The 16474-nt window shown below is 65.9% G+C and carries 17 protein-coding genes and 2 tRNA genes; 9 read left to right on the forward strand and 10 right to left on the reverse strand.

Annotated features, from left to right (window positions below; translation table 11 throughout):
• Positions 1-46 precede the first annotated feature (46 nt).
• The 5 genes from ACWHYQ_RS04765 to rfbC form a co-directional block, all read right to left on the reverse strand.
• On the reverse strand, positions 47-652 hold the full coding sequence (locus tag ACWHYQ_RS04765) for a DUF3501 family protein (RefSeq protein WP_447974594.1): 606 nt from the start codon (positions 650-652) through the stop codon (positions 47-49).
• The gene (locus tag ACWHYQ_RS04770; protein WP_447974595.1) at positions 649-1923 is read right to left on the reverse strand and encodes a heterodisulfide reductase-related iron-sulfur binding cluster; all 1275 of its coding nucleotides are present in this window, start codon (positions 1921-1923) and stop codon (positions 649-651) included. Before ACWHYQ_RS04770 ends, ACWHYQ_RS04765 begins: the two co-directional genes overlap by 4 nt.
• Positions 1924-2002: 79 nt before the next feature.
• Positions 2003-2431: a rubrerythrin family protein gene (locus ACWHYQ_RS04775; protein ID WP_447974596.1), complete on the reverse strand. Its 429-nt coding sequence runs from the start codon at positions 2429-2431 to the stop codon at positions 2003-2005.
• Positions 2432-2451: 20 nt separating this feature from the next.
• Positions 2452-2916, reverse strand: coding sequence for a Fur family transcriptional regulator (locus ACWHYQ_RS04780; protein ID WP_447974597.1), 465 nt, complete (start codon positions 2914-2916; stop codon positions 2452-2454).
• Between the two features lie 69 nt (positions 2917-2985).
• Positions 2986-3540 carry a dTDP-4-dehydrorhamnose 3,5-epimerase gene (rfbC, locus tag ACWHYQ_RS04785; protein ID WP_447974598.1) on the reverse strand — a complete coding sequence of 185 codons (555 nt, stop codon included), beginning with the start codon at positions 3538-3540 and terminating at the stop codon, positions 2986-2988.
• Positions 3541-3689: 149 nt separating this feature from the next.
• On the opposite strand from rfbC, the gene ACWHYQ_RS04790 reads away from it, so the two are divergent.
• The gene (locus ACWHYQ_RS04790) at positions 3690-4481 is read left to right on the forward strand and encodes a cyclase family protein (protein ID WP_447974599.1); all 792 of its coding nucleotides are present in this window, start codon (positions 3690-3692) and stop codon (positions 4479-4481) included.
• An 82-nt stretch (positions 4482-4563) separates the two neighbouring features.
• Positions 4564-4830, forward strand: coding sequence for a hypothetical protein (locus ACWHYQ_RS04795; protein ID WP_447974600.1), 267 nt, complete (start codon positions 4564-4566; stop codon positions 4828-4830).
• 32 nt (positions 4831-4862) lie between these two features.
• Here the strand turns inward: ACWHYQ_RS04795 and ACWHYQ_RS04800 are convergent, their stop codons facing one another.
• Entirely contained in the window at positions 4863-5273 is a 411-nt protein-coding gene (locus ACWHYQ_RS04800; RefSeq protein WP_447974601.1) for a hypothetical protein, read from the reverse strand.
• A 118-nt stretch (positions 5274-5391) separates the two neighbouring features.
• On the opposite strand from ACWHYQ_RS04800, the gene ACWHYQ_RS04805 reads away from it, so the two are divergent.
• On the forward strand, positions 5392-5667 hold the full coding sequence (locus tag ACWHYQ_RS04805) for a MoaD/ThiS family protein (RefSeq protein WP_447974602.1): 276 nt from the start codon (positions 5392-5394) through the stop codon (positions 5665-5667).
• 155 nt (positions 5668-5822) lie between these two features.
• Here ACWHYQ_RS04805 and ACWHYQ_RS04810 read toward each other — a convergent pair whose 3' ends face one another.
• A complete protein-coding gene (locus ACWHYQ_RS04810) occupies positions 5823-6110 on the reverse strand; it encodes an HU family DNA-binding protein (RefSeq protein WP_447974603.1) in 288 nt (95 codons plus the stop codon).
• A 274-nt stretch (positions 6111-6384) separates the two neighbouring features.
• Between ACWHYQ_RS04810 and ACWHYQ_RS04815 the strand changes: the two genes are divergently transcribed.
• The 4 genes from ACWHYQ_RS04815 to ACWHYQ_RS04830 all read left to right on the forward strand — a co-directional run bounded on the left by ACWHYQ_RS04815 (position 6385) and on the right by ACWHYQ_RS04830 (position 7940).
• The gene (locus tag ACWHYQ_RS04815; protein ID WP_447974604.1) at positions 6385-6957 is read left to right on the forward strand and encodes a hypothetical protein; all 573 of its coding nucleotides are present in this window, start codon (positions 6385-6387) and stop codon (positions 6955-6957) included.
• Positions 6958-6971: 14 nt separating this feature from the next.
• Complete coding sequence (locus ACWHYQ_RS04820; protein ID WP_447974605.1) at positions 6972-7595, forward strand: YkgJ family cysteine cluster protein; 624 nt, start codon at positions 6972-6974, stop codon at positions 7593-7595.
• Between the two features lie 81 nt (positions 7596-7676).
• Positions 7677-7752 (forward strand) — tRNA-Arg (locus ACWHYQ_RS04825).
• 112 nt (positions 7753-7864) lie between these two features.
• Positions 7865-7940: transfer RNA gene (locus ACWHYQ_RS04830), tRNA-Lys, on the forward strand.
• Positions 7941-7952: 12 nt separating this feature from the next.
• On the opposite strand, the gene ACWHYQ_RS04835 is transcribed toward ACWHYQ_RS04830, so the two are convergent.
• From ACWHYQ_RS04835 to ACWHYQ_RS04845, 3 genes are all read right to left on the reverse strand, one after another.
• On the reverse strand, positions 7953-8327 hold the full coding sequence (locus ACWHYQ_RS04835; protein ID WP_447974606.1) for a hypothetical protein: 375 nt from the start codon (positions 8325-8327) through the stop codon (positions 7953-7955).
• A 125-nt stretch (positions 8328-8452) separates the two neighbouring features.
• On the reverse strand, positions 8453-8788 hold the full coding sequence (locus ACWHYQ_RS04840; protein ID WP_447974607.1) for a hypothetical protein: 336 nt from the start codon (positions 8786-8788) through the stop codon (positions 8453-8455).
• Positions 8789-9243: 455 nt separating this feature from the next.
• Positions 9244-10185, reverse strand: a complete 942-nt coding sequence (locus ACWHYQ_RS04845; RefSeq protein ID WP_447974608.1) for an ArdC family protein — start codon at positions 10183-10185, stop codon at positions 9244-9246.
• Positions 10186-11144: 959 nt separating this feature from the next.
• Between ACWHYQ_RS04845 and ACWHYQ_RS04850 the strand changes: the two genes are divergently transcribed.
• Positions 11145-14654, forward strand: coding sequence for a helicase-related protein (locus ACWHYQ_RS04850; protein WP_447974609.1), 3510 nt, complete (start codon positions 11145-11147; stop codon positions 14652-14654).
• Positions 14651-16294, forward strand: coding sequence for an ATP-binding protein (locus ACWHYQ_RS04855; protein ID WP_447974610.1), 1644 nt, complete (start codon positions 14651-14653; stop codon positions 16292-16294). The genes ACWHYQ_RS04850 and ACWHYQ_RS04855 overlap by 4 nt, the downstream gene beginning before the upstream one ends.
• The last annotated feature ends 180 nt before the right edge of the window (positions 16295-16474 follow it).

Raw genomic sequence — 16474 nt, forward strand, 5'->3', positions numbered from 1 at the left:
CATCATAAAGATCCGGCCGAGCGTCTGTCAACGCTGGCGTGCCTGGTCATTGGGCCCAGCCCGGGACCGGCTGGCCGAGATCGGCCAGCCACTGGCCCCGGATCGCGTCTGGGACCGGGCTCTCCGCCTGATACCGCGGATGCTGGACCAGCGCGACGACGGGGCTCTCTCGGGTCGCCAGGGCCTTTACAAAGGTCTCGGACGGCCGGAACCGGACGAAATGGACGGCGCTCAGCTTGTCCTCCTTGCTCCGCCCGCCTTCGAACTCCGCGAAGACCGTCTCCGGGCCCGCGCGGAGCGCCACAGTGCCGGTCTGGTCAATGCCCTGGAAGGCGTCCAGCTCCTCCTTGATGCGTGCCTGCTCCGTGATCTCGATGAACAGCGTCGCGCTCAGCTCGCCCGCCCCCGGCAGGAGCGCGTTGTACACGTCCAGTTCCTCCTGGACCTTCGCGGGGTCGAAGATCCGCTCCGTCCGGATCATCTCCAGGACCTGAAACCGGACGGTCGCGCGGTTCTCGAACACGAGCGTGACCCGGTCGCCGATCGCCAACCGGCGCCGGCGCTTCAGGGCGATGATCTCTCGCCGGAAGCCGTCCCGGACCCGCTCGTACTCGGCGTAGGGCAGCAGGTCATCCTGGGTCAAGGGTTTCATGAGGATAACCCGTAGGCGTCCCGCACGATCTGGATGGGGTGCCGCGTGCGCCGGCCGCCGGCATGCGTCGCAGCCCCCGCCTGGTCCAACTGGAGGCCCGCCAGCGGGCAATCCGAGGCGACGAGGTCGGCGGGCGCCTGCTCGATCTCCCGGACCGCCCGGCGGGCGAGCTTCATCGAGAGGTCGAAGAACTCGGCCTTAGCGCCCCATGTCCCGTCGTGCCCCGAGCAGCGCTCGATGACCTCGACGGTCGCCCCGGCCGCTTCCAGCAGCTCCTTGGACTTGAACCCGATGTTCTGGTCCCGCAGGTGGCAGGGGATCTGATAGGCCACGCGCCCGGGCGGCCGGACGAAGTCCGTCGCTAGGGTGCCCGCCCGCTTGAGCCGCATCAGGTATTCGCAGATGTCGAAGGTACGCTCGGCCAGGCGCGCCGCGTCCTCGCCGGGCACCAGCACCGGGTATTCGCGCTTGAGCATGAGGCTGCAGCTCGGGACCGGTGCCACCACGTCATAGCCCGCCTCGAACCAAGGCCGAAGCGTCTCGATGGTTCCCCGGGCCGCCCGGACCAGGGCCTCTGTGTCGCCGATGTCGAAGGACGGCATCCCGCAGCAGCGCGCCTCCGGCAGCACGACCTCGATGCCATTCTTCTCGAGCACTTGCACGGCCGCCTTGCCGACATCCGTGGCCTGATAGGTCACGAGGCAGCCGGCGAAGAGCGCGACCTTCCCGTTGGGCCGCGGCCCGGGTGCGGGTGCCCGGCGGCGCCACCAGCGCGGGAGGGGCTCCCGCTGGAAGGCGAGCACCTGGCGGTCCCGATGCACGCCGGCGAGCCACTCCAGGAGCCGTCGGAGCCACGGCATCCGCATCACCCGATTCACCACTGGCGCGAGCCGGCTCCCCACCGTCCCGATCAGATCCGTCCGGATAAGCAGGCGGTCCCGCCAGCGCACGCCGTGTTCGGCCGCAAGCCGCTTCTTCCAGGCGACCATCAGGCGTGGGAAGTCAATCGCGTACTGGTGCGGCGGCGTATACGGACAATGGTTGTAGCAGAGCTTGCAATAGAAGCACTCGCGGGCGATCCGCTCGAAGTCCGCTCCGACCAGCTTGGTCAGGTCGCTCTCGCCGGCGTCAATCCGATCAAAGAGCGTATTGAACGACGGGCAGAGGTTGAAGCAGCGCCGGCAGCCGTCGCAGACCTCGTAGATCCGGAGCGTCTCCTGCGTCAGCTCCGCCCGCCCCCACTGGTTGCTGATCAGCTCCAGGCCCTTCACGCCATCCTCCCGATCTAGCCGAGCGACCGGCGACTGCGCGCCGGGCGGGAGCGGGCATCGCCCGCTCCCGCGCGCCTGCTCAGCCCTGCTTGAGGCTCTCGAGTCCCTTGGTGAACCGATTGGCGTGCGAGCGCTCCGCCTTCGCGAGCGTCTCGAACCATTCGGCCAGTTCCTCGAACCCCTCCTCGCGCGCCGTCTTCGCCATGCCCGGATACATCTGCGTGTACTCGTAGGTCTCGCCCTCGATAGCCGACTTGAGGTTCGCCTCGGTGTTGCCGATCGGCACCCCAGTCGCCGGATCGCCGACCTCCTTCAGGAAGTCCAGGTGGCCGAACGCATGCCCGGTCTCCGCCTCGGAGGTGTCCCGGAACAGGCCGCCGATGTCCGGGTAGCCCTCGATATCGGCCCGGCGCGCGAAATAGAGGTAGCGGCGGTTCGCCTGCGACTCGCCGGCGAAGGCCATTTTCAGGTTCTCATGGCTCTTGGTCCCCTTAAGACTCTTGCCCATGTCATCCTCCTTCCTGCGGGTTAACGATGAGGTCGGCGCGCGGCCGCTGCCCGGCTGGTCGCCCGCCGGCGGCACGCCGCGCAGTAGCCGTGGAACTCCACCCGGTGCCCGATCACGTTGAACTGGCCCCGGACGCGGCGCGGCACGGCCAAGCGGTCGAGGGCCACGTCCGTGAGGTCCTGGATCTTCCGGCAGCCCAGGCAGATGAGATGGTGGTGCAGGGCGATGTTCGCGTCGAACCGCGACCGGTCGTGCCAGTAGTTCACCTCCTGGACGAGCCCCGCCTCGCGCAGGGCGCCCAGGGTGTAGTAGACCGTGTTCGGCGAGATCATCGGGTGCTCGCGCTGGACCTGCCGGAGCAGATCCTCGGCGGTCGGATGCGCCGTGCTGGCGGCGAGCGCCCGGTAGATGGCCATGCGCTGCGGCGTGACCTTCAGGCCCCGCTCCCGGAATCGCCGCCGGATCTCCTCGGGCGTCAGTTGCATCTCATTCCTTGCTAGGAATCATTCCTATATACCACGGCTGGATACGCCAGGTCAATGCGCGGGTCGCAGTCAGCTCCTGTATTCGAAGAGATCGCCCATCATATCGGCCAGGCGCTTATAGCCTGCATCCTTCGCCGAGAGGAGGGGGGCGGTGATCGGCCAGGCGATGCCGATGTCGGGGTCGTTCCAGATGATGCCGCGCTCGCCCTGTGGGTTGTAGAAGTCGGTGCACTTGTACACCATGCCGGCGGTGTCGCTGAGCACGCAGAAGCCGTGGGCGAACCCGACGGGGACGTAGAGTTGGCGTTTATTGGTGGCCGACAGCTCCACGCCGATCCACCGGCCGAAAGTCGGGGACCCCTGCCGGATGTCCACCGCCACGTCGAAGACCGCGCCCTCGAAGACACACACGAGCTTCCCCTGCGGGTTGACGAGTTGGTAGTGGAGGCCCCGGAGCGTGCCGCGGACCGATAACGAGTAATTGTCCTGAACGAACGGGCCGGGAATGCCGCCCTCGGCGTACTTCTTGGCGTGGTAGGTCTCCATGAAAAACCCGCGGGGGTCCTCGTGGACGTCCGGCTCCACCAGAATGACCCCCTTGAGCGCCGTCTCGATGAACTTCATAGCCCCCTCATCCCTCCCTCCAGGACCGATTGAGGGGCGTATCTTAGCCGATCAGGAAGCGAGAGGGGAAGCCGGGCTGTTGCGTCCCCGTAGGCAATCCTGGTAGGGTTGGCGCCCACAGAGGACCGAAGTCGAGGGAGGACGAGACCATGAGGCGGACCGGATCCCGCACGCGAATGCCGCTTGTCGCGATGGTCGCCCTCTCCAGCCTGGCCGGCTGCGCCCCGCCGGCCTCGCAGACCCTGGTGGATCTCACCTACCCCTTCGACGAGCATACGATCTACTGGCCGACGCAGAAGCCGTTCCACAGGGAAAAAACGGCCTGGGGCACGACCCCGGGCGGATTCTGGTACGCCTCCGCCGACTTCGCCGCCTCCGAGCACGGCGGCACCCACATTGACGCCCCGATCCATTTCGGCGCGGGGCGGCAGAGCGTGGACGAAATCCCGCTCGAGCGGCTGGTCGGCCCGGCCGTGGTGATTGACGTCGCCGCGAAATGCGAGGCGAACCCCGATTACGAGCTGACCGTGGCGGACATCACGGCCTGGGAGGCGCGCCACGGCCGCATCGAGCCGGGCGCCTTGGTCCTGGTGTACACCGGCTGGGGGCGGCGCTGGCCGGACCCGCAACGGTACCTGGGCACGGCCACACCGGGCGACGCGCACAGCCTGCATTTTCCCGGGGTGGGCCGCGAGGCGGCGGCGTTCCTGGTCGTGCAACGCAGTGTCCGCGGCGTTGGCATTGACACGGCCAGCATTGACCCCGGCCGGTCGCACGATTTTCAGACGCACCGGGTGTTGAACGAGGCCAACGTGTACGCGCTCGAAAACGTGGCGGCGCTCGACCGCCTGCCGCCCCGGGGCGCGATGGTCTATGCGCTCCCGATCAAGATCAAGGGTGGCACCGGCGGGCCGGTTCGTATCCTGGCGGTGCTGCCGTGAGGACTCGCGCCTTTCGGCCGGCCCCGTTCTCCGGGTACAATACCGACGAGGCGACCGGAGCCTTGCAGCGCGAGCCACGCCGATGAGCCAGGGAAAGCGACGAAGAAGCCGGGGGCCAGGCCGGAGGCCGCACCTGACGCTGGTCAGGGACCAGTACACGCTCTGTTATGGTCTGCGACTGGACAAGGGGACCGCGCCCGAGCGGCTGCACCCGCACGTTCCGGTCCTGTTGCCGGACGGGTCGGTCGGCAGCATGGCCCTGCATGTGATCAACGGCACCCCGGAGGAGATCAAGGCGCAGTTGCTGGCGAGCGTGGACGCGTTTTTCGAGATTTACGCCAAGCCTTGAGCGGACCCCGAAGCACCAGCCGTCGGGTGTCTTCACGACCGGTCCGGCTCGGAGCCCGGATCCGTCACATCGGGTGGATGCGGGTAGAGCTGCTGCAGTCGCTCGATGAGGGGGAGCGCCTGAGGGCTGCTGGGCCGCGTCGGCTCGGCGGGAGGCTGATCCCAGGTCAGGACGGAGATGCCCGCCTCAGTGAAGGTCTCCCGAATCGTCGCCACCATCGCCTCGAGGGTCAGCTCGGTGCCGCCGCGGAGGTCCAACACCCGTGCCTCCGGGCTGCTCGGAGGCGGGTCGTCGTGGAGCAGCGCCCAACAGCGGTCGAAAACCGTTGCGCGCACCGTCTCCGGCACGTTCAGGGACGGCAGCCCCGAGGTGCAAAGGGCGGCGACGAACAGGACGAACTGCAGGTCCGGCATGCCTGGCCGGTGGAGATCCAGCGACTGCATGGCCCGTGCTTAGCAGACTGGGCCGATCCAGTCAATCGGATATAGGCGCACGGGCGGACTGGCCAGGAGCCGAACCCGCGGCGCGGAGCAGGAGGGGCATAAGGAGTACGATGGGACCATGGTGACCATCACGCTGATGGGACAGCTTCAGACCGCCGACGGCGAGCGGGACTTTGCCTGCCGGATCACCGAGCCGCTCACGGTGCGCCAGCTTATCCAGCGCCAGGGCGATGCCCTCCGGGACGTTCTCCAGCTCATGCGGGAGAAGAAAGTGCTCGTCACCGTCAACAAGCGGATTGCCAGCGAAGACACGAAGGTCTACGATGGCGACGCGATCAAGCTGGTCGCGCACGACGGGATGGGCGGCACCGGGTTGGCCCCCAGTCATGCCTGACGCGCCGGGAGGCCGAGGGGGGACAGCCACGAGCCTTAACACAAGGGCCGGCCCTCCACAGCGGAGGCCGGCCCTTGGCTCCAACCCGAAACTCGCTGGGTGATGAGCGTTAGAAAAGCAGTACCGCGCCTCTCACGGGAGGGAATGCGCTCGGGTCACTTCTTGCCGAGGATGGCGTCCTTGGCCGCTTTCGCCACGCGGAACTTGACAACCCGCTTCGCGGGAATCTTGATCGCCTCCCCGGTCTGCGGATTGCGACCCATGCGCGCCTTGCGGTTCGCCAGCACCAGCTTGCCGATCCCCGGGACCACGAAGGTGTTCTTGGCTTCCTTGTAGGCCAGCGCGGAGAGATCGTCCAGGATCTGCGTGGCCGTCTTCTTCGCGATGCCCGCGCGATCGGCCAAATGAGCAGCAATCTGCGACTTAGTCATCGGTTTACCCATACGGACCTCCTTCAAAGGGTGAACTGCCGTGGCACTCTCTTGAACCGGGAAAAGCGTGAGATGAGCGCGACGAGAGCCTGCTATTATCAGCTCGGAAACCCGGGACGCAACCCAGGACGGCCGGGAGTGTAACGAAAGTCCCCTACCCTGTCAACCACAAAAAGCAAGCCTGACGCGCGGGCGAGCCGCCTCGCCCGCTCCGAGCCTTGCAGGACGCCTCCGGAACGAGTAGAGTGAGGGGGCACGGGTACTGCCGCCGAACCAGAGGAGTCCCATGGGCAAGGAACTGCCGATCGTCTCATCCCCCGGGCAACCAGAGCCGGGCGCACCGAAGCAAGAACTCGCCTACTGCCGGGTCTTCTGCGCGCGGGAGAACTCGCCGCCGCTGCGCCTCCTGCTAGACTTTCTCAAATCCCGCGGGCAGATCCCGCTGATTCCCAAGATGGACCCCGCCGCGCTCGACGACTGGTCGTGGGTGCGGATCTCGCTCGGCTACCACCGGGAGCGCAAGCCGCTCCAGCTCTTCTGCCTGCGCGACCGCGGCACCTACAAAGACGCCTTCGAGCAGGAGCGCGCCCAGTTCCTCGACCGGCTGTCAGTCTACGACGACATCGAAGCCCAGTTGGTCCGGGAGCACGTGACCCGGGCCCGGTTCATCGCCACCACCCAGTTCGACAAGAAAGACATCACGGAAGATGGGTACGACTTCAACGGGTGGATCTTGGAGTTTTTCCAAGAGAACTGCAACGGTATCGTCCAGATGGACGGTCAGGGGTTTTTCTCCCCGAAAGGCGAGCTGATCGTCGAGTTCCAAGACGAGATCTCATCCGAAATCGACATGGTGTAGCGGGCCTGCCACCTATGGCCGCCGTCTCCCACGCCGAGCTACTGGACCGGGCCGAGCGATGGTTCGAGCGCGCCCGAGCGGCCTTGCTGGGGGAAATCCCTTGCCGGCCTGGCTGCTGTCGGTGCTGCATCGGCCCTTTCGCCATCACCCGGCTGGACGCCGGCACCCTGCAGCGCGGCCTGGCCTTCCTCCCGGCGCCCGAGCGGCAGGCCATCCACGCCCGGGCGTGCGAGCAGGCCGCAAGGATCGAGGCGGCCTTTCCGCAGTTGCGCGAGTCGCCTCTGCTGGACCGGTGGACCGACGAAGAGACGGATGCTGTGGCCGCCCGGTTCGCCGACCTGCCTTGTCCCGCCCTTGATGCCGAAGGCCGGTGCCGGGTGTACGCGTTCCGGCCGATGACCTGTCGACTGATGGGCATTCCGGTCGAGGCCGAGGGGACGGTTCACGGCGCCTGCGCCGTCCAGACCGCCGTGCCGATCGTGCGTCTCTCCCGTGCGCTCCACGAGGAGGAAGACCGGCTGGCCGAGCGGGAGGCGACGGCGCTCGCGGCGGCGCCCGGTCCAGGGGAGGAGCTGCTGATCACCTACGGTTTTCTCCCCGAGCGGCTGCTGCCGGGCGGGTCGAATCGGCGCGGCTGAGGGGCGCGCCCAGCCGGCTAGGTGCCTGGACAGGACCTCCGGCAGTGTGATAAGGTGTCGCTCTCGTTCACTGACATGGATGCGCCTGTAGCTCAGTGGATAGAGCACTAGCCTCCGGAGCTAGGGGCCACAGGTTCAAATCCTGTCAGGCGCGCCACCACGAAACCGTCAGACGCGAGACGTGAAAGGAACGGTCGGCGGAGCCCCGGTTGCCTTCCCTCCTCGCGTCTGGCGTCTCACGTGTCGCCCGTTCACTTCTTCAGACCGGTGGGCCGTTAGCTCAGCTGGTAGAGCAGCTGACTCTTAATCAGCGGGCCGCAGGTTCGATCCCTGCACGGCCCACCAAATTTCAACAAGTTACAAATATCTCCAGCCAGTCACGAACATCTTGTAGACACCGTGTAGACAGTCGGCGCCATAGCCGGCGCGATCACCGGCCCGTCCCCCTCCCACGTAATGCCAGCTCATATCCGGCCGCGAATCCCCTCGCTCAGCCACCTCCTGCCGCGCCGCGCCCGGTCCACATCGGGCGCGATGGTACTCGGTTCGCCCCCACTTCACGGGAGCCGCAATCCCCGCGTGCTCGGGATAGACCTCTTGCAATCGCTCGTGTCGTGAGCTGTAGCCGTGATTCAAACGTCGCGCGCGATGCCGCAGCGTCACCCCATAGTGCTGCCACTCCTGCGCCAGGTAGCGGTCGGGAATCACTGACAAGGTGCGATCTGCGACCATCGCTTTTGCGCGTTCCAAGACGTCCCGCTGCACCACCGTGGTGGTTCGAACACCGCAATCCCGACCGCCTGAATCGGGATCGGACCCGTGATCAAAATCGCCACCAGGTGTTCTACCAATTATGGTTATAATACGTAGTATCCAGCGCGATAGAGGAGGACGACGGCCACAGCATCCGAGCGATATCCGCAAAGATCGCCACCGCGATGGTGAGGAACAATCACGCTCTCCACTGGCGGGTGCCAAAGCGACGATTCATCTCCTCCAAACCGCTGGTTCATTTCGGCGCGCGAGTGAGCTTGGCCTTCTTCCAGCTTGGGAAGTCGCTCGATGATCTCCCGATCTGAGATGCGAGGGAGGATCTCAATAACAAAGCCGGAAGTGGTGAAGGCCAGCCAGCCGAGCCCGCTGACGAGGCAAGCAATTCGTGCAACAGCCCTGTTGTCTTTTCCATGGTTCACAGCTCAGTCGAACAGCTCCGCGGTGGCTAGCGATAACACCGGGAGCAGCAGGGACGTGAGCGCGTCGCCGTGCGCCCGGCGAGCTCTAGGAGGCGAACGTGCCGATCAGGGTCGAATCGCAGCACAGTGACGGTCTCGAGGACCGGACGGGAGGGTGCCTGGAGGGAGGGGAGCAGGGAGGGCGTGCCGGTTGCTCTTGAGCCCCGGCGCACCACATGAAGGGGTTTCCAGCGAGGCGTGAGAACAGAGGAGAGGGCAATGGCTTCAAGCGGAAAGGGCCTGGATCGTCAGGGCTCGAGGCGCGCTTGACGATCAACGAGGTGGGGCGAGCGTGACAGGAAACTCGTTCCACCTTCCTGGCGCAGAATGATCCTCTCTTTCCGAGCTGAGCATCGCGTCCGGTTGAGGAAACCGGGCGGACAAAGGCAACTCTGCCCGCCCGGACAGGCCGGGCCTTACCCGGCTCGGGGACTTGCCAGCTCGGAAGCCCGTCCCGCAGGCTGAAGACCATGGAGATACCCCACCGCCTTCTCAGCCTGCGCGGCGGCGCGGAAGATCGCCCGCGGATCGTTCTTCAACACGCGAAGCCAGTCCGCGAGGTAGGCCGCGTGATCCGGGCGCGGCTCGAGGGTCAAGCCCAGATCGGCGCACAGATACGCCGCGCCCACTTCCGCGATCAGTTCCTCCCCGGCATAGCTCTCATCGCCAACGTGATGGCTGAGCGGACGGTTGAGCCGGGACGGGTGCGCGGTCCAGTGGACGTGTTCGTGCGCCAGCGTGCTGTAGTAGGAGTCAGGCGCATGGAAGGCCGTGAAGTCCGGCATGCGGATGTGATCGGCTGCCGGGCAGTAGCAGGCGTGGCTGCCGCCGTGGATGACCTCCGCGCCGCACGCGGCAAAAAACTGCTCGGCGCGGTCGCTCTTGTGCTCCGGCGACAGGAGCACCGGCGCCTCGTTACGATAGCGCTCGGGCAAGTTGGCGATCTGATCGGCGTTGAAGACCACGTACGCGCGCAAGAACCACATGTCGCGTTGAAGGTCTTCGCCGGTCTCGTCGTCCCGCTCGGTGCGCGTGATGGAGCCGGCGTAGACCACGTGCGCGCCGTGCTCGCCTCGGCGAACATGACCGCCCAACTCCCGCGCCTGGCGGTACGTCAACCAGTATGGGGAGCGATAGCCGCGAGCCATGGTTGCAGCCCAGAGGACGAGCGTGTTGATACCGCGATACGGCGTCCCGCAGGCCCGCAGCGGGCGGGTGATCGGCAGACCAGCGGTCCAGGGCTGGGTCCACGGGCGGACGCCGCGCTCCAGGTGCTCGACGATCTGGGCCGTGATGCGGGCGTACAGGTCGGGCCGGTCGCTGTCGTTGGTGTGTGTGGGGTTGGGCCAGTCGTTCATCGTGATCCTCCTTGGTGAAAGGGTGGTTGCGCTTTCACCCGGCTTGTGGAGCGCAACCGCCCGCCACGGAGGGGCACACCAAGGAGGATCACCAGGGCTCTCGGCCCGCGACCCGGCGGGACCGGAAAGCACGGGGAAGACCGTGACGGGAGCGAGGCGGATGGCGCGGCCCGTGCGGGACCGGCGGAGCAGTCGCTGGGACGGGAGCCATGGAAACGCGACTGGCCCCACCCCACCGCGGGGGACGCTCAGCCTGACTGAAGGCCGGACCCGGGCCGATTCGTTCCCGAGGCGCTGGCAAGTCCTCCGGTCTCGTGGGTGAGGGAAACACAGGGAGGACATCAGCCAAGCGGTGGACAAAGGGAAAGCGACGACGTGACGGGTCGATTGCCCTTCTGTGAAGACCGACTTGTCTGCCGTGCCGGGTACGGCACAGGCAGGCAAGGGCGTCTGCGTTATGGTCAAGGGTTAGCCGGAGATCAGGGAGTTGATCCCCTCGCCATCGAGACGCTGATCAACCAGGCTGCCTACGCTTACACCAACAAGCACGTCGGCCCGCAGGATCTGATCTTATCCCTTCTGCAACCGGAGCCCGTCCTGGCCCTGGGCCTCGTTGGGACGGTCTCAACATGCCACGGTGTCGGACCTTTCTCTCTCGGAACGGCCGCGGCTGCCCTTCGGAATTGTATGGTGATTTTTGCTTTGACGAAGCCGGCCGATTTTCCATACTCTGTTGAGAACTCATGGTCAGGAATGGACGCTCTTTGTCTCGGCGAGGTGACTGCGGGAATGGCTCCTGACGAAGGCTGGGTCAGGTCTGGGTTCAAGCTCTCGGAGGTGGACGAGTAGGTGCTGGCGCGAGGCGGAGACGATTCCGGCAGCCCGGCACCCACCGAGGAAACAGGCCCGAAAGCACCTCGTCGGGAATCGTCCATGAAGAAGAGGATAGAGATAGCCCGATGGCCCGACTGGAAGACCTGACACGAGGCGCGACGGTCAAGGGCATCCTGCCCGACCGCCTCGTGACCATCGTGGACGTCAAGTGGCATGGCTCGACCGTGGTAGAGGTGATCTACAGGGACGCGTCCGGTCGCTTGGGGAGCGATCTCCTCTACCGGGACCGCGAGCTCACCCTTGAGATCGTCACGCAAGGGACGCTGTTCAGCTTCGACGGCGATGGCGCGCAGTTTCGGCTCGCCTCCGAGGCCCGTCGCCTCAGCCTGGCCTATCTGTTCGACCCGCTCTTGGCTGTCCACACCTCGATCATCGAGCCCCTGCCGCACCAGATCACCGCGGTGTACGGCGAAATGCTGCCCCGCCAGCCGCTGCGCTTCCTGCTGGCCGACGATCCGGGCGCCGGAAAGACCATCATGGCGGGCCTGCTCATCAAGGAATTGATGATTCGCGGGGATTTGCATCGCTGCCTGATCTGCTGCCCCGGCAACCTCGCCGAGCAGTGGCAGGACGAGCTCGATGCCAAGTTCCACCTGCCGTTCGACATCGTCGGCCGAGAGGCCATCGAAGCCTCCCGCACGGGGAACCCTTACCTCGACAAGAACCTCGTCATCAGCCGCCTCGACCTGATGAGCCGCAACGAAGATGTCCTGGCGAAGCTGGAACAGTCCGAATGGGACCTCGTCGTGGTGGACGAGGCGCACAAACTCCACGCGTCGTTCTTCGGTGGCGAGGTCAAGGAGACGAAGCGCTACAAGCTGGGCAAGGTGCTGGGCCGCCTCACCCGGCATCTGTTGCTGATGACGGCCACACCCCACAACGGCAAGGAGGAGGACTTCCAGCTCTTCATGGCACTCCTGGATGCCGACCGCTTCGAGGGGCGGTTCCGCGACGGCGTCCACGTGGCGAACGTCGGCGACCTCATGCACCGCTGCACGAAGGAGACGCTCGTCCGGTTCAACGGGACCCCGCTCTTCCCGGAGCGCTGGGCCTACACCGTCACCTACACGCTCTCCGATGCAGAGGCCCGGCTCTATGCCGAGGTCACCAACTACGTCCGCGAGGAGTTCAACCGGGCCGACGCGTTGGAGGAGGGTCGTCGGGGGACGGTCGGCTTCGCCCTGACCATCCTGCAGCGACGGCTGGCGTCGTCCCCGGAGGCGATCTACCAGTCCCTCAAGCGCCGCCGCGAGCGGCTGGAGAAGCGCCTCCGGGAGGAAAGACTCCTCAAGCGCGGGGCCGAGGTTCCCGTGGACGTGGCTCCACAACTGCCGATGCTGACGCAGGAGGATATCGAAGACCTCGATGACGCCCCCGGCGCCGAGGTCGAAGAGACCGAGGAGAAGGTCGTTGACCAGGCGTCGGCCGCCCGGACCATTGCCGAGTTGGAGGCGGAGATCGCCACGCTGCGGCGCCTGGAGGAGCTGGCCCTCAAGGTGCGCCAGAGCCGCACGGACAAGAAGTGGGAGAAGCTGTCCGAGGTCCTCCAGAACACGCCCGAGATGTTCCATCCCGATGGCCACCGGCGGAAATTGGTGGTCTTCACCGAGCACCGGGACACGCTCAACTACCTGGCCGACCGACTGCGCACCCTGCTGGGGCGACCCGAAGCGGTGGTGATGATCCACGGCGGCCTGGGCCGGGAGGAGCGCCGCAAGGCCCAGGAGTCCTTCACCCAGGACAAGGAGACCCAGATCCTGGTCGCCACGGACGCCGCGGGCGAGGGCATCAACCTCCAGCGGGCCCACCTCATGGTGAACTACGACCTCCCTTGGAACCCAAACCGGCTCGAACAGCGCTTCGGCCGCATCCACCGCATCGGCCAGACCGAGGTCTGCCACCTCTGGAACCTCGTCGCCCACGAGACCCGCGAAGGCGAGGTCTTCGAGCTCCTGCTGGAGAAGATCGGCGAGCAGCGCAAGGCGCTCGGCGGGCGCGTCTTCGACGTCCTCGGGAAGGTGTTCCAGGAGAAGCCTCTCCGCGACCTTCTCATCGAGGCGATCCGCTACGGGGAGAAGCCCGAAGTCCGCGATCGGCTCCGCCAGGTGGTGGATGCCGCCCTGGACCGTGGCCACCTCCAACAACTCCTCGAGGAACGCGCCCTCACCCATGAGGCCCTGGACGCGGCGACCATCCGGCGCATCAAGGAGGACATGGATCGCGCCGAAGCCAGGCGGCTTCAGCCCCATTTCGTCGCCTCCTTCTTCCTCGAGGCCTTCCGGCTCCTGGGAGGGACCGTGCGCGAGCGCGAGCCCCGCCGTTACGAGATCACCCACGTACCGGCCGTTGTTCGGAATCGGGACCGGCTGATCGGCACCGGGGCTCCGGTCCTCTCCAAGTACGAACGGATCACTTTCCACAAAGATCTGATCAGCGTCCCGGGGAAGCCGCTGGCAGCGTTCGTCTGCCCGGGGCACCCGCTCCTGGATGCGACGATTGACTTGGTCCTCGAACGCTACCGAGACCTCCTCAAACGCGGGGCCGTACTCGTGGACCCGCGCGAGGAGGGCGGCGAGGAGATCCGCGTCCTCTTCTACCTGGAGCACTCGATCCAGGATGCCCGCACCGACCGCCAGGGGAACCGCCGGATCGTCTCGCGGCAGATGCAGTTCGTGGAGATGGACAAGGCGGGCGGCGTCCGCATGGCGGGTTACGCCCCCTACCTGGATTATCGCCCGATCACCGAAGAGGAACGCAAGCTCATCGAAGGGGAGCTCGGCGCCGAGTGGCTGAAGGGCGACCTGGAGAGCAAGGCGCTCTCGCATGACATCGAGCATCTCGTTCCGCGTCATTTCGACGAGGTCAAGAAGTTCAAGGAGGAGATGGTCGTCCGCACGATGGCCGCAGTGAAGGATCGCCTGACCAAGGAGATCAACTACTGGGACCGCCGGGCCGAGGAGCTCAAGGAACAGGAACTGGCCGGCAGGCCCAATGCCCGGATCAACTCCGGCCGGGCGCGCGAGCGCGCCAACGAGCTTGAGGCGCGCCTGCGCCGCCGCATGGAGGAGCTGGAACAGGAACGGCGCCTCTCACCCCTGCCGCCCGTGGTGACGGGCGGGGCCCTGGTCGTCCCCGTCAATCTGATCCGGCGTCTCAAGGGCGAGCGGACGGATGAACCTGAACACTTCGCCCGTGAAACCCGGCGGGTCGAACGGCTGGCGATGGAGGCCGTCATGGCTCTGGAGCGGCAGATGGGCCGGGAGCCCCGTGATGTCAGCTCCGAGAACCTGGGCTACGACGTGGAGTCGAAGGTCCCCGAGGGTGGCAGGCTCCTCTTCATCGAGGTCAAGGGCCGGGCCGCTGGCGCCACCACGGTCACGATCACCAAGAACGAGATTCTGACGGCCCTCAACAAGCCGGACGACTTCATCCTGGCCGTCGTGGAAGTGGATGGCGACGCGGCGCGAAAGCCGGTCTACATCCGCCGGCCGTTCCAGAAGGAACCGGATTTCGGCGTCACCAGCGTGAACTACAACCTCGCGGAGCTCCTCTCGCGCGCCGAGGTGCCGAGGTGACCACGCCCGAAGCATTCCGTACGCTCCTGGAGAGTCCAGAGGGGAGCGGTGTCGAGTTCAAAGCAGCCTCGGGCGGCTTTCACTTCGATGAGCTCGTCAAATACTGCGTCGCCCTCGCCAACGAAGGGGGCGGACGCATGGTGCTCGGTGTCACGGACAAGCGCCCCCGCCGCGTGGTTGGAACCAAGGCATTCGACGAGCCGGGGCGCACCGAGGCGGGTTTGTATGACCGGCTTGGACATCGAGTCTCGATCGAGGAGTACCGTGACGGAGGACGGCGCGTTTTGATCGTCCACGTGCCATCGCGGCTGCCTGGTACCGCCTGGCATGACCGGGGCACCTACTGGATGCGGGCCGGCGAGAGCCTTGTGCCCATGTCCGACGAACAGCTACGGCGGATCCATAACGAAACCGGCCCCGACTTTTCGGCAGAGATCTGCCCTGGCGCGCGCCTATCGGACCTGGACCCTGAAGCCATCGAGCTCTTGCGCAACCTCTGGGAACGCAAGACGCCGGGCCAAGGAATCACGACGCGACCCGTCGAGCGTCTCCTGGTGGATACCGAACTGATCGTCGGAGGGCAGCTCACGTATGCGGCGCTCATTCTGCTCGGTACGCGGGAAGCCCTGGGCCGGATCCTCGGCCAAGCCGAAGTGATCTTCGAGTACCGGCCGAACGACGCGCCGGGTCCGGCCGCCGATCGCCGGGAGTTCCGGCGGGGCTTCCTCCCCGTGCTCGACGAAGTGTGGCAGGCCGTCAACTTGCGCAACGACCTTCAGCACTTTCAGCAGGGCCTTTTCGTCTGGGATGTCCCCACTTTCGATGAACGCGCCGTGCGGGAGGCCTTGCTCAACGCTGTAAGTCATCGCGACTATCGCCTCGGCGGCTCGGTCTTCGTGCGCCAGTATCCGCGACGGATCGAGATCGTGAGCCCGGGCGGCTTCCCCCCGGGGATCAACGAAAAGAACATCCTGTGGGAACAGAACCCGCGCAACCGCCGCATCGCCGACGTGCTCGGCAAGTGCGGGTTGGTCGAGCGCGCCGGCCAGGGCTTCGACCTCATCTACCGGACCTGCATCCAGCAGAGCAAGCCGCTTCCGGATTTCTCCCGCACGAGCGAACATTCCGTCTGGGTCACCTTGCACGGCCAGATCCAGGACCCCGAGTTTCTCCGCTTCCTCGAAGAGATCGGCCGCGAGCGCCTGGCTTCGTTTGCCACAGAAGATTTTCTGGTTCTGGATCTCGTGCACCGGGAGCAGCCGGTGCCCGATCACCTGAAACCGCGGATCGAGGCGCTGCTCGACCAAGGCGTCATCGAGCGGGTCGGCCGCGGCCGGGGCGTCCGCTACCTGCTCTCGCGCCGGTTCTATCGGTTTCTCGGCAAGCCAGGTGTTTACACACGCAGGCGGGGCCTCGACCGGGAAACCAACAAAGCTCTGTTGCTGCGGCACCTTCAGGATGCCTTTCCCAAAGGATGCGCCATGGCCGAGATCGAGCAGGTCGTGCCGCATCTATCACGGGCGATGATCAAGCGGCTCCTGGACGAACTACGCCGCGAAGGGAAAGCCCATCTCGAAGGCGCGCGTCGGTGGGCACGCTGGTTTGCAGCGGAGACGCATGACCCCGGGCAAGCATGGTAGTGCTATGGCTCAGGAACGAAGCAACGAGCCATAGATGAGCCATAGAGAGAGCCATAGAGTGTGAAAATCAAGGGATCTACAGCATGAGGATACGTTGCCTTGAACCAAAGATGAGCCATATGGCCGTTTGCGAAGGAGAGGCTTTCATAATGCACCGCCGGATTGCACGCGGGTGCAATT

This window comes from Nitrospira sp. Kam-Ns4a (assembly GCF_965152595.1).